Consider the following 16,182-nt stretch of genomic DNA (forward strand, 5'->3'; position numbering starts at 1 on the left):
AGATGAAAAATGAGCTAAATGAAAAAATAAACTATCTTGAGGTTTTTCAGATTTGTGATTCAACTTTTCCAATTGGAACGTTTAACCATTCATTTGGAATGGAAAATTATCTAAGAAGAAATGTAATTAAAAAGTCCCCAGAGTTTAAAATTTGGCTAGAAAATTATTATCGTTCACAGTTTAAGTATGGTGAAGGCTTGCTCGTTAAGTTGTGTTATGAAGCACTCAATGATAAAAAAATTGAAAGATTATTCAAATATGATGACGAAATCACCAAGTCTACTTTAGCTGTTGAAACTCGTGACGGTACTAAGCTTATCGCTCATGAAATGATTACTCTGATCAAAAAAATTTATGGTAACAAAGTACCATATTTAAACAAATATGCTAAAGCTATTGAGGATAATAAAGCTTATGGAAATCCGGCTATTGTTTTCTCAATCTTTGCCCATTATAAAAAAATTCCGTTATTAGATGCATTTTTAATGTATGGCTACAGTGTAGCTTCTACGTTGGTATTGAATGCGGTTAGAGCAATTCCTTTAGGACAAAGAGAAGGTCAAGTAATTTTAAACGATTTAATTAAGCTTCTTAAAAGATTATATAAGCAAGTTCAAAAACTTGATGAAGCATATTTAGGTGCGAATGCACCTGGGCTTGAAATAGCTCAAATAAAGCATGAAACTCAAGAATCTCGTTTATTTATGTCGTAATTATTGAAAGGATATAATTTTATGAAACGTGCAGTAAGAATTGGTGTTGGTGGACCTGTTGGATCAGGTAAGACTACTTTGATTGAACGTCTAACACGCCATATGAATAAAGATTACAACATGGCAGTTATCACTAATGATATTTATACTAAGTGGGACGCTGAATATATGGTTAAGAATTCAGTCCTTGATGAAGACAGAATCATTGGTGTCGAAACTGGAGGCTGTCCCCACACAGCAATTCGTGAAGATGCTTCAATGAACATGGCCTCAGTTGAAAAACTTGAAAAGCGCTTTAATAATGATTTGGACTTAATTTTTATTGAAAGTGGTGGTGATAACCTTGCTGCAACTTTTAGTCCAGAATTGGTAGATTTTTCAATTTATATCATTGATGTAGCTGAAGGTGAAAAGATTCCACGTAAAGCTGGTCAAGGTATGATTAAATCTGATTTGTTTATCATTAATAAGACTGACTTAGCTCCATATGTAGGTGCAAATCTTGATCGAATGAAGGAAGATTCAGAAAAATTCCGTAAAGATGGCGACTTCTTGTTTACAGACCTTAAGACAGATGAGGGCTTAGATGGCGTTATTAATTGGATTAAGAAAGATGTATTGCTTGAGGATCTAGAAAATGCAAAATAAAACTGTAGATGGATTGATTGATCTTCAGTTTGTTAATAAAAATGGTCGTAGTTTTGCTAAGCGTACATATCGTGAAGGAAATTCATGGATTTCATTTCGGCAGCCTAATAAAGATGATATTCCATATTATTTTTTAATTACTACTGGAGGTGGCTATGTCGAAGGTGAAAATTATCTATATCAAGTTAAGCTTGAAGATAATAGTCATGCTATAGTTACTACACAGTCTCCGACATATGTTTATAAGTGTGAAAATCATGAATTAACGAGTCAAGAAGATCGGATTCATATAGGAAAAGATGCTTTCTTAGAATTTTATCAAGATGAAACAATTCCTTATAAGGATGCATATTATCATCAAAATACTAAAATTGAAATGGAAAAAGGAGCTAAATTAATCCTAACTGATGGATTGTCAAGTGGATGGTCACCAGATGATACTCCATTTCAATACAGTGAAATTGGCTTGCAAACAAAAATAACTTATGATGGTCGCTTGGTATATAATGATTATTTAATTGTTGATCCAGAAATTGATCCAATGTACCAAATTGGCTACTTTGAAGGAAAGCAAAATTTCAATTCCGCAGTAATTATTGATGAAAATCTTAATCAAGATACAGTAGAAGAAATCCGTAAATATTTGAATCAGTTTGATTTTGATGTTCATTATGGTATTTCAGTGCTTGAAGAAGACGGAATAGTTTTGCGGGTTTTAAGTAGCAGTTCTTATAAAAATCGAAAATTAATATTAAAATTCATTAATTATTATAGAGAAAAAATGCTTAACTTTTCAAAGTTTGATTTACGTAAAAGCGATCATATTGAATGTGATGTATAAACATCAAATGAAAGCAGGAAATTAAATGCATATACCAGATAACTACTTAAGTCCAGCAACATGTGGAGTTATGTTTGTAGTAGCAGCTCCTGTTGTGGCAATTTCATTGAAAAAAGTTAAGTTAGAACTTAAACAGCGTAAAGATTTAGCGCCGATGCTGGGAATTGCAGCTTCACTATCATTCTTAATGATGATGTTTAATGTTCCAATTCCTGGTGCTACAAGTCTGCACGCTGTCGGAGGGACACTACTAGCGATATTGATAGGACCATATGCCGCGTCGATTGCGGTGAGTGTCGCGTTGATTTTACAAGCATTTTTATTTGGAGATGGCGGAATTTTAGCGCTTGGTGCAAACATCTTTAATATGGCCATTGTAATGCCATTTACAGGATATTGGATCTATAACTTTTTGCGTAAACATCACCATCCAAGTTTAGGTGCCATCGTTGGGTCTTATTGTGGTATTAATTTAGCAGCTTTAATGGCGGGATTTGAACTTGGGATTCAGCCATTGATTGCACACACTTCAAATGGAACTCCATTATATAATCCATATCCATTAGCAATTACAATTCCAGCGCTTTGTGTTGCTCACTTAGCTATTGGAGGCTGGGTTGAAGCGTTCTTTACTTACGTTGTTTATGCATTTGTTAAAAAGGCGGCTCCTAATGAGCTCTATCAAAATAATTTACCAAAAAATACTTCTAAAAAGAGTGCAGTCAAGTATTTCATTTACTTTATTATTGGTTTAGTAGCTTTATCGCCAATTGGATTACTTGCTACTGGAACTGCTTTTGGCGAATGGGATAACGCAGAATTATTGCAGAGATTAAAATTAGAGCATATTTCAAATACAATTCCAACTGGAATGAGTCATGGAATAAAGTACACTGCTCTATTTGGGGACTATACAATTCCTGGAACTAGTTTGCCTATTGGGTATATTTTAAGTGCGGTTACCGCAATATTAATTTTCTTTCTTATTAGTAAGGTGTTGATGTCAATTTATGATTCATCAAATAGATCAAAGCCAAAGCAATCAGGTCAACGATTGTAATGATTTGCCTGGATGGCTTAATAAGAAAGAAGAAAGTAAGGTCCAGCTTTCAAAGGGCAAATTAATTCAAAATAATTTAAATATTTTTACTAATTTAATTAAAGCTCTAACAAAAGTATCTCCAGCTTATGCTGCTAAAAATTCTCCCTGGATGAGAATAGCTGAATTGATAGTTCTTACTACTTTGATATTATTATCATCTCAAGTTGTATTTTTGTGGCTGGTTTTTATATTAATTTTATTGCATTTGGTATTTTTACCTGGAAAAGTAATTGTTAGAATTGGAAAGAAATTAACAAAATTAATTTTAATTTCTTTAATAGTTCTATTACCAAGTTTGTTGTTGAGGGATAACAATATTGGCTTGTTTATTGCACGCACAGTATTAATAATGCTTAATATTTCAATATTTTTGAGTGTTACTTCTTGGCCTCAATTTATTCAAGGGCTTGAACAAATTCACTTTCCAAGTGTAATGATTTTGACTTTAGATATTACAATGAAGTATGTATATACATTAGGAATATATATTCAAGAAGTTTTAAATAGTATTAAATTACGTACATTTGGTCAGCATGTAAATCGTAAAGTCTTAGGCGTTATTGTGGGACAAGTTTATTTATCTGCTAAAAAAAGAACTATAGATTTATATCAGGCAATGACTTTACGCGGCTATAACAATAAAAATGTAGTAAACTGGAAACTAGGCTGGAATAAATATGATAATTTAAGCTTAATAGAAATATTAGTTGCAATTATCGCATATTTTGTAATTTAAGGAGCGTAATTGATGATTAAAATAAATGGTGGAACTTATACATATGGTGTTCATACTGGTTTTCATGATATAAATTTGGAAATTGGTAAAGGGGATGCAGTGTGTATAATGGGACCTAATGGATCAGGAAAATCGACCTTGTTAAAAACTATCGTTGGTTTATATGCTCTTGAAGATGGAAGTTATACTTTTAATGGACAAGTAATTGATAAGAGATTTTTGAAAGATTCCACAAAAACTGGTCCATTTTATCAAAAATTTGGATTTGTTTTTCAAAATAGTGAAGTTCAACTATTTAATACTAGTGTAGCTGAAGAAATAGCATTTGGTCCATTGCATTTAGGGCTTACTCAAGAAGAAGTAGATAAGCGTGTTAATGATTGCTTAAAACTTTTGAAAATTGAGCGTCTTAAAGATCGAGTTCCGTATCATTTATCTGGTGGTGAACAAAAACTGGTTGCCATTGCCAGTGTATTATCAATGAATCCAGATATTATTATTTTAGATGAGCCTTTTAATGGTTTGTCGCCTAAATATAGAACATTGATTAATCAAATTATTCATCAATTGCATCAATCTGGAAAAACATTAATTATTTCTAGTCACCACTTTAATCAAATTCGTTCAATTGTTGATAGAGTATATGTTTTCTCAGAGGATCATACGATTTGTCGAGAACTAAGCTCTCAGCAACTTACGGATATGCCACAGTTTATTGATTATTTGGATAACTTATAAAAATAATTATTTAAACAAAAAAGACAATCGTCTGATTGTCTTTTTTGTTACTCAAAGTTTTCTAAGTCTTCCATTGCTTTTTCCCATTCATTACTTATTTGAGTGATTTTTGCCTGTATTTTTGAAAGTTCTTCTTGTAAAGGTCCTAATTTATCAAAATTTGAGGCAATCGCTGGATCAGCCATTTTATCTTGAATTTCTTTTTCTTGATTTTCTAACTCTTCAATTTCTTTTTCAGAATTTTCTACAGCACGTTCTAACTTTCTCTTTTGAGAATCGCGCTGCTTTTGCTCTTGATAAGATAATTTTTGTTCACTTACTTTTTTAGTCGGGGCTACAATATCTTCGCTACTTGTTTCTCCAGGTGTTACTCCAGCAGCTTGTTTTGCTTTTTCATCAAGGTAATATGAATAATTTCCATCATAAATTTTAGCATGTCCGTTTCTAACAGATACAATTTTGTTTGCAAGCTGATTAATAAAGTAACGGTCATGGGATACAAACAAAAGTGTACCATCGTATTCATTTAAAGCTTCTTCTAACACTTCTTTTGCTTCAATATCTAAGTGGTTAGTAGGCTCGTCCATTAATAAGAAGTTATCATGTTCAAGTGATAAAACAGTCAAAGTTAAACGAGCTTTTTGTCCACCAGATAATTGTCCAACAGTTTTATCAATATCTTTTGCAGTAAACAAGAAACTTGCAAGAATTGAGCGTACGTCTTTTTCAGGCATTGTTTTGTGTCTATCCCAGATGGTATCTAGAACAGTTTTTGAAGGGTCGAGTCTTTGTAATTCTTGATCATAGTAGCCAATATCAAGACTAGCGCCATATTTAATAGACCCAGCTTTAGGGGTAAGCTGTTTCATTACAGTTTTAAGAAGAGTAGATTTACCAATTCCATTAGGACCAATTATAGCCACACGGTCTCCTTTATTGATTTGGAAAGAAATATCTTCAACCATTGTCTTATCTGGATAACCGATTGATAAATCGTTTAAAATTAAAACTTCCTTACCAGAAGGTCTATCGCTATTAAAGTGAATACGGACTTTATTTTTATGTTTTGGTGGTGTGATTCGTTCAATTTTTTCAAGCTTCTTTTGACGACTTTGTGCGCGTTTAGTTGTTGAAGCGCGTACCATATTCTTTTGAACAAATTCTTCATCACGTTTAATTTCTTCTTGTTGCTTTTCATAAGCTGCCTGTTGTTGTCTATTTCGTAATTCGCGTTCAGCTTTATACTGAGAATAATTACCTTTAAAAGTAGTAAGCTTTCCAAATTCAAGTTCAAAGATTTGATTAGCTAAGTTATCCAAGAAGTATTGGTCGTGAGATACAACCAAAATAGCGCCAGAATAATTTTTTAAGAAACTTTCTAGCCAATCCAAAGTATCCATGTCAAGGTAGTTAGTAGGTTCGTCTAGTAAAAGTAGCGGTGGCTTTTTTAAAAGGAGCTTAACAAATGCTAAACGTGTCTTTTCTCCACCAGATAAACTACCAATTTTTTTACTCCAAGTATCTTCTGGAAACTTGAATCCATTAAGGATACTCTTTATATCAGATTGATAAGTGTAACCTCCTCTTTGCTCAAAATCAAACTGTAATTGATCATATCGCTTGAGAAGTTCTTGGTCTTCAGGATGGTCTGCAATTTGCATTTGCATCTTTTCTAGTTTTTTGCTTTGAGCAATTAATTCCGCAAATACTTCTTCCATCCCGTCCCAGATAGTTTTACTTTCATCAAGGTCATTTTCCTGGGCGATATAACCTACATCAACATTTTTGTTAACTGTAAATTCACCGTGGGTTGGATCTTGCTGACCAGTCATTATTTTAAGTAGGGTAGTTTTTCCGGCACCATTTGGACCAACAAGACCAATTCTGGCATTAGAATCAATTGAAAAGTTAACATTATCAAATAAAATATTGGCACCAAATTGCTGCTGCAAATCGTGCCCTTGTGCAATAATCATAATTTTTTCACCTAAAAATATTCTATCATAATCTAATAATTGTTTTGTCTAGTAATTGTTTGTGAAGTAATGTTACAATTTAAGTAAGGATTTTAACATTGTGAAAAATATACTTGCAAATACAGTATAACTATAGGTATTATATAAAGGCTTGATTGATATTCACAAAGATGAAACATATGGAGGCTTCACAAATGAACAACATTGATAAAAAAATAAAAATTCCTAGAGCCACTGCTAAACGGCTTCCACTTTATTACCGCTACCTTATTATCTTAAATGAAGAAGGAAAGGACAAGGTCTCTTCAACAGAATTATCTGAAGCAGTTCAAGTTGATAGTGCCTCAATTCGTCGTGATTTTTCTTATTTTGGTGCATTAGGCAAACGCGGATATGGTTATGATGTTGAAGCCTTACTTAATTTCTTTAAGAAAATTTTGAATCAAGATACTTTAACTAATGTAGCGTTAGTAGGAGTAGGAAACTTAGGACGAGCTCTTCTTAATTATAACTTTAAACGTAGTAATAATATTCGTATTTCTTGTGCTTTTGACATTAATGAAGAAATTACTGGTCGAATTCTAAGTGGAGTGCCAGTATATCATATGGATGATTTGAAGAAGCAATTAACTGATCAACAAATTTCCATTGCTATTTTAACAGTTCCATCAACTGAAGCGCAAAAAACTACTGATGAAATGGTAGAAGCAGGCGTAAAAGGCATTATGAATTTTACACCAATTAGACTTTCTGCACCAGCTGATGTTCGAGTTCAGAATGTGGACTTAGCAACTGAACTTCAGACTTTGATTTACTTCTTAGATTCAGATAAAGAAGATAAATAGCTATTTGGCTGCTTTTTAGCAGTCTTTTTTAATTGTCTTTATTAAAAAAATCACTAAAATAAAGATAAAGGTATTTATAGAAAGTGTAATTTTTATGATTAATAAAAATGTTGAACTTAGTTTAATGTATGAACTTGATAATTTGCATCATGTTGTGGTTCAAGCAAGTGATGTTGGAAGCAAATATGTTTATGCATTGCAACTTCTTCATAAGCAAACTGATATTATCGTTTATCGGGCTGAACCTGAAGGAAGTCATGTAATTTTTGATGAAGATAATCCTCTTGTTTATTTAACAGGTATGGCTGGTGGTCATACTCAAACTTGGACTTATTCTGGTGAAAAAGATCGCTGGTTTATTGGAACTAAACCTAAAAAACATGGGAGCATTCTTTGGGATACTCAAATTGCTAGAGTTAATTTAGAAAATGCACCACTCCAAGTGGATAGTAATACTGCGTTGCCTCGACTTTCTTATATGAATCGAGCAGGATATGGTTATGGCGACAATAGTGTTCCAATTCCAGGGAGCCAATTTGAACGTCTTGAAGCAGCAGTTTCGCCAGACTATAAGAAATTTTTGGTTGCAAGTATTGATGTTAATCATGTTGGTAGGTTTGCACTTTATGACTTAGATGAAATTAATCAAGCGCTTGATGAAGCAGAAGCTGATAATGCAGATGTAAATATTCAAAATATGCACTGTCTGGGAGCATTTGCAGTACCTAATTTTAATTCGGAAATTATTCAATCAGTGCAAGGCTATGATATTGATGAAAATAATAATATTTATGTATCTAGTCAATTAGGACCAACTACTGATTTTTTAGGTCTTGCTAAAGAAGGTAAACCTAGAGAAATTGTTAAAATTCCATGGGGTGAAACTAATCCAGATAACTGGGAAGTTGCAGATTTAACTCATGATAAAACGGTTGATTCTCTTGGGTATGTAACTGAATTTGAAAGTGTGCAAGTACTTGATGCTAATAATATCTATTTGACTGTGGCTTATCACAGAAGAAGTGATTTGACTACATTGAAGAACCGAATTTATAAAGTTGAAGGATTTGGTAATTAAAAAAGAAAGCTGCGAATGCAGCTTTCTTTTTTATGCAGTTGTTTGACTTTTAATTAATTTAACAGGTAGTTTGTAGTGTTTTTGCTCAAATACTTTTTTAGGATTTTCAATTCTTTGAAGTAATAATTTTACAAGTAAAGTAGCCATATCTGAAATTGGTTGTTCAATAGTTGAAAGTTCTGAATGATAAGTTTGAATTTCTTGAGTTCCATCAAAGCCAATCACTTTCAAATCATCTGGTACTGAAATACCTAACTTATGAGCTTCTTGTAATACTAGAATGGCTGATAGATCATCAGTGGCAACAACTCCATCAGGGCGGTCTTCTTCAAGCATTTTATGAATTGCCATATTTTTTAATAATGGAGAATCAGAAAATGAAATTGAACAAATATGTTCTTGTAGTCCTAAAGCCTTGATAGTATCGCAATAAGCTTCAAGTCGTTCATCAGTAGGATTACCTTTTTGAATTTTATTGCCTAAAAAATAAATGTTTTTGCAGCCAGCTTGTAATAGATCATGAACTGCAAGTTGCATACCTTGATAATTATCACAAGAAACAATTGGAATATTATCTGATAACTTTCTATCAAAAGAAACGATTGGGAGATTAAGGCGTTGATATTCATCAATTCCCAAATTATGTGCACCAGCTATAATACCATCTACTTGATTTGCAATTAGCATCTTAATATATTCATGTTCTTTTTGCTTGTTTTTGCCTGCATTACAAAGAATAATTTTATAGCCTTGGTCAAAAAGCTGCTCCTCGATATTTTGAATAAGTTCTGCAAAGAATGGATTAGTAATACTTGGAAAGACTACACCAATTAATTTCATTTTTTTACCTTGAAGCGAGCGTGCTAAAGAATTGGGTTGATAATTTAATTCTTGCATTGCTGTAAACACTTTTTGCTTAGTTTTTTCACTAAGATAACCATGATTATTGATTACTCTTGAAACTGTTGTAGCTGAAACTCCTGCTTTTTTAGCAACATCAGTCAACTTTACTGCCATAGTTTCACCTTACTTTAAAAAATAGTTTCCATTTCCCAGAATTTTCCAGTAAAATCAATATCTTTATCAAAACTAATTTTTTGATTTTCTGGATTAGTGAAAAATCTTCCAGTTAATACATGTTCTCCATGATTGACGAAAATTTCAATCAATGAATGATCAATAAAAATATCTAAATCTACACTTTCATTAGGATTCAATTCACAAGATCTGGTTTCGCCATAATCAACAGCCACTTTTTTACCTTTGGAGCGGTCTAAAACTAGTTTCCCATCATTTGTATCAATATTAAGAATTAAACTTTCGCTCAAGTCTTTGTTTGCTGCTAAATGAAGGGTAGTGGATTGATTTTTAGCGATAGTTAATTTTAACTCATATTGTCCACTAGTAGTATTTCTGATTAGTTTATCTGTTAATTTATTTTCAGATTTACGGATAGACTCAATTGCTTTTACTGGTTTTTGAATTAATTTACCATCTTTAATAGATAATTCTTTGACTTGACTTAAGCAGTTTGCCCAGTTTTCATCATCTGTTGGATAAGTTATGTCAGGTAGACCTACCCAGCTGATTTCATAAGCTTTACCATTTGGAGCGTTGAACGCTTGAGTTGCATAAACGTCAAAACCCTCATCTAGATTTTGAAGTTTTGAAGGATTAATCATTTTTGCATTTTCAAAGTCAATATCATCTGCAATTACATACATATTAGGATAAATATTTTGATAATCTGCTACAGCTTTATTTAATCCTTGAGGACAAAAGATTAACACCCATTTGTCATCTACTTGAACTAAATTAGGACACTCAATCATGTAACCCATATCTTCATCAGTAAAGTTTAAAAAGCCAATTTCTTCCCAATCTTTAAGGTTTTGAGACTTCCAAACATCGATATGTCCTTTTTTATTTTGTTCATCTTGAGCTCCTAAAATGGCATAGTAAGTTCCATCTTTTTCGATGATTTGTGGATCTCTGAAATGTTCAGTAATGTGAGATGGATTTTTAAATAAAATTTCTTTATCACTGACTACACCATCTTTGTTCATCCAAGCACTTATTTGATAAGGAGTCCGAATCCAATCTTTACTCCTGTGATTACCAGTATACATAATGAATAATTTGTCACCGATTTGTTTTGCGGATCCAGAATAAGCTCCATGTGAATCTCCCTTGAAACTAGGTTCAATTGCTAAGCCTTGTCTTTCCCAGTGAACTAAATCATGAGATTTGAAATGAACCCAGGACTTTAATCCATGAACGGCTCCAAAAGGATATGATTGATAAAATACATGGTATTCTCCATTGTAATAAGAAAAACCATTAGGATCATTAACTAATCCTGAAATAGGGCGTAAATGATAACGCATTTGATAGTTAGATCTTGATGCTTGGCTTTGTAAATGCAAAAGTGTATCTGCATCCCATTCATTATAAGGTAAATAACGTTTTTTTCTTGTCCATTCCATAATAAAAACCTCCATTTAACCTGTAAGCGGTATCTTTTAATAAATATTGTAAATAGATATGAAAAATATGTCAATCGTTTGACACATAAATTATAGAATATAGATGCTTAAATTTAAGTATAGCAATACAAAATGCAAAAAAATAAAGAAAATTTGTGATAAACGATTGACATATTTTTAGAATACGCTATCATAGTTATTGAGCATATTTAATAAAGCGTTTACATAATTGAAGGGGGACTTATAATATGGACCATAAAAAAGTGGCCGAGCGAGTAATTAAAGATGTTGGCCGCGATAATATTATCGCAGCTGCTCACTGTGCTACTCGTTTGCGTCTTGTGCTTAAGGATGATTCAAAAGTTGATCAAAAAGCATTGGACAATGATCCAGATGTTAAGGGGACTTTTAAGACTAATGGTCAATACCAAGTAATTATTGGACCGGGAGATGTTAATGATGTTTATGATGAATTCATTAAGATTACTGGTTTAAAGGAATTATCAACTGAGGATTTGAAGAAGGTAGCTGAAAACGGCAAAAAGAAGAATCCAGTGATGGACTTCATTAAGCTCTTATCAGATATCTTCGTACCAATTATTCCGGCTTTAGTGGCTGGTGGTTTGTTGATGGCTTTGAACAACTTCTTGACATCACCTGGATTGTTTGGACCAAAAGCAATTGTTCAGATGGTGCCAAGTATTGCTGGACTTTCTAGCATGATTCAAATCATGTCAGCTGCACCATTTATCTTTATGCCGATTCTTGTAGGTATGTCGGCGGCTAAGAGATTTGGAGCGAACCAGTTCTTAGGTGCAACAATTGGTATGATTATGACCACGCCAAACTTAGGCGGAGCTGCTAAGTTCTGGGATATTTTTGGATTGCATGTTGCTCAAACTAATTATCAATATCAAGTAATTCCGGTTTTAGTTGCAGTATGGATACTTTCTATTTTAGAAAAGAAATTCCACAAGTGGCTTCCATCTGCAGTTGACTTTACTTTTACACCACTTTTGGCAATTATGATTACTGGATTCCTTACTTTTACTATTATTGGTCCAGTATTCAAGGGTGTGTCAGACGCAATTACTGATGCGATTGTATGGCTTTACAATACAACCGGTGCATTTGGTATGGGTGTCTTTGGTTTATCATATTCAGCCATTGTTACTACTGGGCTTCACCAAAGTTTCCCAGCTGTTGAAACACAGCTTCTTGCACAATTTGCTCAAGGTCGTGGAGCCGGAGACTTTATCTTTGTTACTGCATGTATGGCAAACGTTGCCCAAGGTGCTGCAACATTTGCAGTTTACTTCTTAACTAAGAATGAAAAGATGAAGGGCTTAGCTTCATCATCTGGTGTATCAGCACTCTTAGGTATTACTGAACCAGCACTTTTTGGTGTTAACTTGAAGTACAAGTTCCCATTCTTTAGTGCTCTTATTGGATCAGGTATTGCTGCTGCTTTTGCTGGTTTTATGCATGTAACTGCTGCAGCACTTGGTTCAGCTGGATTGTTAGGATTCCTTTCAATTTATCCAAAGACAATTCCTATGTGGGCAGTATCAGTTGCTATTAGTTTTGTAGCTTCATTTGCCATTACTTATATTTACGGTAAGGGTCACTTAAAAGAAGAAGTTGCTGAACAAGATGTCCCAGTTCAAGATGCAACTGATTATGCAGAAGAAACTCAAGAAGACGAAAAACTTGGTAAAGAAGAATTAAGCTTGAAAGATGAAGTAATTTATTCACCAGTAGATGGTAAGCCTGAAAGTTTAACCAAAGTTAATGACCAAGTATTTTCTGCAAAACTTATGGGTGATGGAGCTGCTGTAGTTCCAACTGATAATACAATTTACTCACCAGTTTCAGGGACAATTACTATTGCTTATGAAACTAAACACGCTTATGGTATTAAGTCAGATGATGGTGCTGAAGTTTTGATTCACATTGGTCTTGATACTGTTAACCTTAAGGGTGAACACTTTGAAAGCTTTGTAAAACAAGGTCAACGTGTTGAAAAGGGCGATAAACTTGGAACTGCTGATATTGAAGCTTTAAAGAAGGCCGGTTATGATACTACTGTTATGGTGGTAATTACTAATACAGCTGATTATGCAAGCGTATCACGTATTACTGATGCAGGCGATAAGCACGGCGATGACTTAATTGCTGTAACTGCACATGAAAAATAAAATTAATTAAGACTTACTTTCCTCTCTCAAGTCAAAAAATAAAATATGTACGTTATACTAATGTCAGAGATTATTCTCTGGCATTTTTTGTTGATTAATGGAGGATTAATTATGAAGCAAAATGAAAATATTAAAGAGACTTGGTTTTTCACAGGACTTTATTGGATTATTGGTGTAGTTTGTTTTTTCTGGGGCGGAATAAAACATATCAATAGCTACTATGGAATTAGCTTAATTATAACGTTGATTTTGCCGGTGGTTTATTCGTTAATAGTAACTTTAAAGATAAAGGTCCCACATTGGGTAAATAAAGTTCCAATTGCAGGTATATATTTGCTCATTGTGATTGCAGTTAGTTTGGCGTATAAATTACAAGATGTAATTGGGTATTTCATCCCAATCATATTCTTAATTATTTTTGCTATTTTAGCAGTTTTCTATGCTTTGTATAAAACGTTTAAATATCGAAAAAATGATAGATATTATTATGTAGAAGGAAATAGGAAAAAGCGTTGTGATAATTTTTGGGAAGCATTTAAAGAATATTATCTAGAGGGACTAGTATCAGGAATTTTTGAGATGATTTTGGCTGCAATATTTAATTAGTTTATTAGTGGAAGTAAGTGAAAATAATAAAATGCAAAAATTAGCACTCTTTTAATAAAAGTGCTAATTTTTTGTGCTTTTTGCTTGCAATCACTCCTAAAAAAAGTTATTATTTTAATTGTAAGTTAGCACTTAATAAATAAGAGTGCTAAAAACGACAAACAAATGAAAATAAAAAACTTAATTAATAGGAGGGACTAAACGTGTTAGAACCAATCGGTGATCGCGTGATCGTTAAAGTTAAGGAAGAAGAAGAAAAGACTGTTGGTGGCATTGTTTTAGCATCAAACGCTAAAGAAAAGCCAACTCAAGGTGAAGTTGTTGCAGTCGGCACTGGTAAATTTGCTGACAATGGTGACAAGATTCCTATGACTGTTAAGGAAGGCGACGAAGTATTGTATGATAAATACTCTGGCACCAATGTTGAATACGAAGGTCAAAAATATTTAGTCCTTCATGAACAAGACATCTTAGCAATTGTTAAGTAGTTAGGAGTAATTTAATTATGGCAAAAGATATTAAGTTTTCAGAAAATGCAAGACGTTCACTTTTAAAGGGTGTAGATAAGTTAGCAGATACTGTTAAGACTACTATTGGTCCTAAGGGTCGTAATGTTGTTTTGGAACAAAGCTACGGCAATCCAGATATTACTAATGACGGTGTTACTATTGCTAAGTCAATTGAATTAAAGAATCACTTTGAAAACATGGGTGCAAAGCTTGTTGCTGAAGCTGCTCAAAAGACTAACGATATTGCTGGTGACGGTACTACAACTGCTACTGTTTTGACTCAAGCAATCGCTCGTGAAGGTATGAAGAACGTTACTGCTGGTGCAAACCCTGTAGGTATTCGTCGTGGTATTGAAAAAGCAACTAAGGCTGCTGTTGATGAACTTCACAAGATTAGTCACCAAGTTTCTTCAAAGGAACAAATTGCTCAAGTTGCAGCTGTTTCATCAGCTTCAAAAGAAGTTGGTAATTTAATTGCTGATGCTATGGAAAAAGTTGGTAATGACGGTGTAATTACTATTGAAGATTCACGTGGTATTGATACTGAACTTTCAGTAGTAGAAGGTATGCAATTTGATCGCGGTTACCTTTCACAATATATGGTAACTGATAACGATAAGATGGAAGCAGATCTTGATAATCCTTACATCTTGATTACTGACAAGAAGATTTCTAACATTCAAGATATTTTGCCACTTCTTCAAGAAATCGTTCAACAAGGTAAGAGCTTGCTTATCATTGCTGATGATGTAACTGGTGAAGCTCTTCCAACTCTTGTACTTAACAAGATTCGTGGTACTTTCAATGTTGTTGCTGTTAAGGCTCCTGGCTTTGGTGACCGTCGTAAGGAAATGCTTCAAGATATTGCCGTATTAACTGGTGGTACTGTAATTAGTGAAGACCTTGGCTTAGAACTTAAGGACACTAAGATTGACCAATTAGGTCAAGCACGTCGTGTTACTGTAACTAAGGACTCAACTACTATTGTTGATGGTGAAGGTTCTAAAGAATCTATTAAAGAACGTGAAGACACTATTAGAAAGCAAATTGAAGATACTACTTCAGACTTCGACAAGAAGAAGTTACAAGAACGTCTTGCAAAACTTACTGGTGGTGTAGCTGTTATTCACGTTGGTGCTGCTACTGAAACTGAATTGAAAGAACGTCGTTACAGAATTGAAGACGCATTGAACTCAACTCGTGCAGCTGTTGACGAAGGTTACGTTGCAGGTGGTGGTACTGCTTTAGTAAACGCTGAAAAGGGTGTTCGTGAAGTTAAGGGCGAAACCCCAGACGAACAAACTGGTATCAACATTGTTCTTCGTGCACTTAGCGCACCAGTTCGTCAAATTGCTGAAAACGCAGGTGAAGATGGCTCAGTTATCTTAGATAAGCTTGAACACCAAGAACCAGAAATCGGCTACAATGCTGCAACTGGTAAGTGGGAAAACATGATTGAATCAGGTATTATTGACCCAACTAAGGTAACTCGTACTGCTCTTCAAAATGCCGCATCAATTGCAGCTCTTCTTCTTACTACTGAAGCTGTTGTTGCTGACATTCCAGAAGAAAAGAATGATACTCCAAATCCAGGTGCAGGTGCTCCAGGAATGGGTATGGGAATGTAATTTCCTGATAATTTTAATTGAAGATATAAAAAATAGGTTTTGTCAAATTGGGCAAAACCTATTTTTGTCGTATAATTG

The 16,182-nt window shown here is 33.6% G+C and carries 15 protein-coding genes; 12 read left to right on the top strand and 3 right to left on the bottom strand.

Annotated elements, in window-relative coordinates:
• Positions 1 to 2 precede the first annotated feature (2 nt).
• Genes FOD82_RS02225 through FOD82_RS02250 form a run of 6 tightly spaced genes read left to right on the top strand, consistent with a single transcriptional unit; the run spans position 3 to position 4,778 of the window.
• Positions 3 to 713 (top strand): urease accessory protein UreF, encoded by a 711-nt coding sequence (locus tag FOD82_RS02225; protein ID WP_144354872.1) that lies wholly within the window; start codon positions 3 to 5, stop codon positions 711 to 713.
• A gap of 21 nt (positions 714 to 734) precedes the next feature.
• Positions 735 to 1,361: an urease accessory protein UreG gene (gene ureG / locus FOD82_RS02230; protein ID WP_144354873.1), complete on the top strand. Its 627-nt coding sequence runs from the start codon at positions 735 to 737 to the stop codon at positions 1,359 to 1,361.
• Complete coding sequence (locus FOD82_RS02235; RefSeq protein ID WP_144354874.1) at positions 1,351 to 2,202, top strand: urease accessory protein UreD; 852 nt, start codon at positions 1,351 to 1,353, stop codon at positions 2,200 to 2,202. The genes ureG and FOD82_RS02235 overlap by 11 nt, the downstream gene beginning before the upstream one ends.
• A gap of 25 nt (positions 2,203 to 2,227) precedes the next feature.
• On the top strand, positions 2,228 to 3,262 hold the full coding sequence (gene cbiM / locus FOD82_RS02240; protein WP_144354875.1) for a cobalt transporter CbiM: 1,035 nt from the start codon (positions 2,228 to 2,230) through the stop codon (positions 3,260 to 3,262).
• Entirely contained in the window at positions 3,213 to 4,040 is an 828-nt protein-coding gene (locus tag FOD82_RS02245) for an energy-coupling factor transporter transmembrane component T (protein ID WP_144354876.1), read from the top strand. The genes cbiM and FOD82_RS02245 overlap by 50 nt, the downstream gene beginning before the upstream one ends.
• Positions 4,041 to 4,052: 12 nt before the next feature.
• On the top strand, positions 4,053 to 4,778 hold the full coding sequence (locus tag FOD82_RS02250; RefSeq protein ID WP_144354877.1) for an ABC transporter ATP-binding protein: 726 nt from the start codon (positions 4,053 to 4,055) through the stop codon (positions 4,776 to 4,778).
• 47 nt (positions 4,779 to 4,825) lie between these two features.
• Here the strand turns inward: FOD82_RS02250 and FOD82_RS02255 are convergent, their stop codons facing one another.
• The gene (locus FOD82_RS02255) at positions 4,826 to 6,754 is read right to left on the bottom strand and encodes an ABC-F family ATP-binding cassette domain-containing protein (protein WP_144354878.1); all 1,929 of its coding nucleotides are present in this window, start codon (positions 6,752 to 6,754) and stop codon (positions 4,826 to 4,828) included.
• A 194-nt stretch (positions 6,755 to 6,948) separates the two neighbouring features.
• On the opposite strand from FOD82_RS02255, the gene FOD82_RS02260 reads away from it, so the two are divergent.
• Positions 6,949 to 7,599: a redox-sensing transcriptional repressor Rex gene (locus tag FOD82_RS02260; protein ID WP_144354879.1), complete on the top strand. Its 651-nt coding sequence runs from the start codon at positions 6,949 to 6,951 to the stop codon at positions 7,597 to 7,599.
• Positions 7,600 to 7,693: 94 nt separating this feature from the next.
• Entirely contained in the window at positions 7,694 to 8,677 is a 984-nt protein-coding gene (locus tag FOD82_RS02265; protein WP_144354880.1) for a class III bacteriocin, read from the top strand.
• Between the two features lie 30 nt (positions 8,678 to 8,707).
• Here FOD82_RS02265 and FOD82_RS02270 read toward each other — a convergent pair whose 3' ends face one another.
• Positions 8,708 to 9,694 (bottom strand): LacI family DNA-binding transcriptional regulator, encoded by a 987-nt coding sequence (locus tag FOD82_RS02270; protein WP_144354881.1) that lies wholly within the window; start codon positions 9,692 to 9,694, stop codon positions 8,708 to 8,710.
• Between the two features lie 14 nt (positions 9,695 to 9,708).
• Positions 9,709 to 11,163 (bottom strand): sucrose-6-phosphate hydrolase, encoded by a 1,455-nt coding sequence (locus tag FOD82_RS02275; RefSeq protein WP_144354882.1) that lies wholly within the window; start codon positions 11,161 to 11,163, stop codon positions 9,709 to 9,711.
• 248 nt (positions 11,164 to 11,411) lie between these two features.
• On the opposite strand from FOD82_RS02275, the gene FOD82_RS02280 reads away from it, so the two are divergent.
• From FOD82_RS02280 to groL, 4 genes are all read left to right on the top strand, one after another.
• A complete protein-coding gene (locus FOD82_RS02280) occupies positions 11,412 to 13,361 on the top strand; it encodes a sucrose-specific PTS transporter subunit IIBC (protein WP_144354883.1) in 1,950 nt (649 codons plus the stop codon).
• A 111-nt stretch (positions 13,362 to 13,472) separates the two neighbouring features.
• Positions 13,473 to 13,967: a hypothetical protein gene (locus FOD82_RS02285; RefSeq protein ID WP_144354884.1), complete on the top strand. Its 495-nt coding sequence runs from the start codon at positions 13,473 to 13,475 to the stop codon at positions 13,965 to 13,967.
• A gap of 203 nt (positions 13,968 to 14,170) precedes the next feature.
• A complete protein-coding gene (gene groES, locus FOD82_RS02290) occupies positions 14,171 to 14,455 on the top strand; it encodes a co-chaperone GroES (protein ID WP_144354885.1) in 285 nt (94 codons plus the stop codon).
• Between the two features lie 17 nt (positions 14,456 to 14,472).
• Complete coding sequence (groL, locus tag FOD82_RS02295; protein ID WP_144354886.1) at positions 14,473 to 16,104, top strand: chaperonin GroEL; 1,632 nt, start codon at positions 14,473 to 14,475, stop codon at positions 16,102 to 16,104.
• The last annotated feature ends 78 nt before the right edge of the window (positions 16,105 to 16,182 follow it).

The sequence above is a fragment of the Lactobacillus sp. LL6 genome, assembly GCF_007570935.1.
Lineage (GTDB): Bacteria > Bacillota > Bacilli > Lactobacillales > Lactobacillaceae > Lactobacillus.

What these genes read in the sequence shown, in the direction of transcription:
- FOD82_RS02280 (WP_144354883.1), top strand. Translation starts at nt 11,412, where the DNA reads ATGGACCATAAAAAAGTGGCCGAGCGAGTAATTAAAGATGTTGGCCGC.
- FOD82_RS02225 (WP_144354872.1), top strand. Translation starts at nt 3, where the DNA reads ATGAAAAATGAGCTAAATGAAAAAATAAACTATCTTGAGGTTTTTCAG.
- FOD82_RS02245 (WP_144354876.1), top strand. Translation starts at nt 3,213, where the DNA reads ATGATTCATCAAATAGATCAAAGCCAAAGCAATCAGGTCAACGATTGT.
- FOD82_RS02250 (WP_144354877.1), top strand. Translation starts at nt 4,053, where the DNA reads ATGATTAAAATAAATGGTGGAACTTATACATATGGTGTTCATACTGGT.
- groL (WP_144354886.1), top strand. Translation starts at nt 14,473, where the DNA reads ATGGCAAAAGATATTAAGTTTTCAGAAAATGCAAGACGTTCACTTTTA.
- FOD82_RS02265 (WP_144354880.1), top strand. Translation starts at nt 7,694, where the DNA reads ATGATTAATAAAAATGTTGAACTTAGTTTAATGTATGAACTTGATAAT.
- cbiM (WP_144354875.1), top strand. Translation starts at nt 2,228, where the DNA reads ATGCATATACCAGATAACTACTTAAGTCCAGCAACATGTGGAGTTATG.
- FOD82_RS02235 (WP_144354874.1), top strand. Translation starts at nt 1,351, where the DNA reads ATGCAAAATAAAACTGTAGATGGATTGATTGATCTTCAGTTTGTTAAT.
- FOD82_RS02260 (WP_144354879.1), top strand. Translation starts at nt 6,949, where the DNA reads ATGAACAACATTGATAAAAAAATAAAAATTCCTAGAGCCACTGCTAAA.
- FOD82_RS02255 (WP_144354878.1), bottom strand. Translation starts at nt 6,754, where the DNA reads ATGATTATTGCACAAGGGCACGATTTGCAGCAGCAATTTGGTGCCAAT.
- FOD82_RS02275 (WP_144354882.1), bottom strand. Translation starts at nt 11,163, where the DNA reads ATGGAATGGACAAGAAAAAAACGTTATTTACCTTATAATGAATGGGAT.
- ureG (WP_144354873.1), top strand. Translation starts at nt 735, where the DNA reads ATGAAACGTGCAGTAAGAATTGGTGTTGGTGGACCTGTTGGATCAGGT.
- FOD82_RS02285 (WP_144354884.1), top strand. Translation starts at nt 13,473, where the DNA reads ATGAAGCAAAATGAAAATATTAAAGAGACTTGGTTTTTCACAGGACTT.
- FOD82_RS02270 (WP_144354881.1), bottom strand. Translation starts at nt 9,694, where the DNA reads ATGGCAGTAAAGTTGACTGATGTTGCTAAAAAAGCAGGAGTTTCAGCT.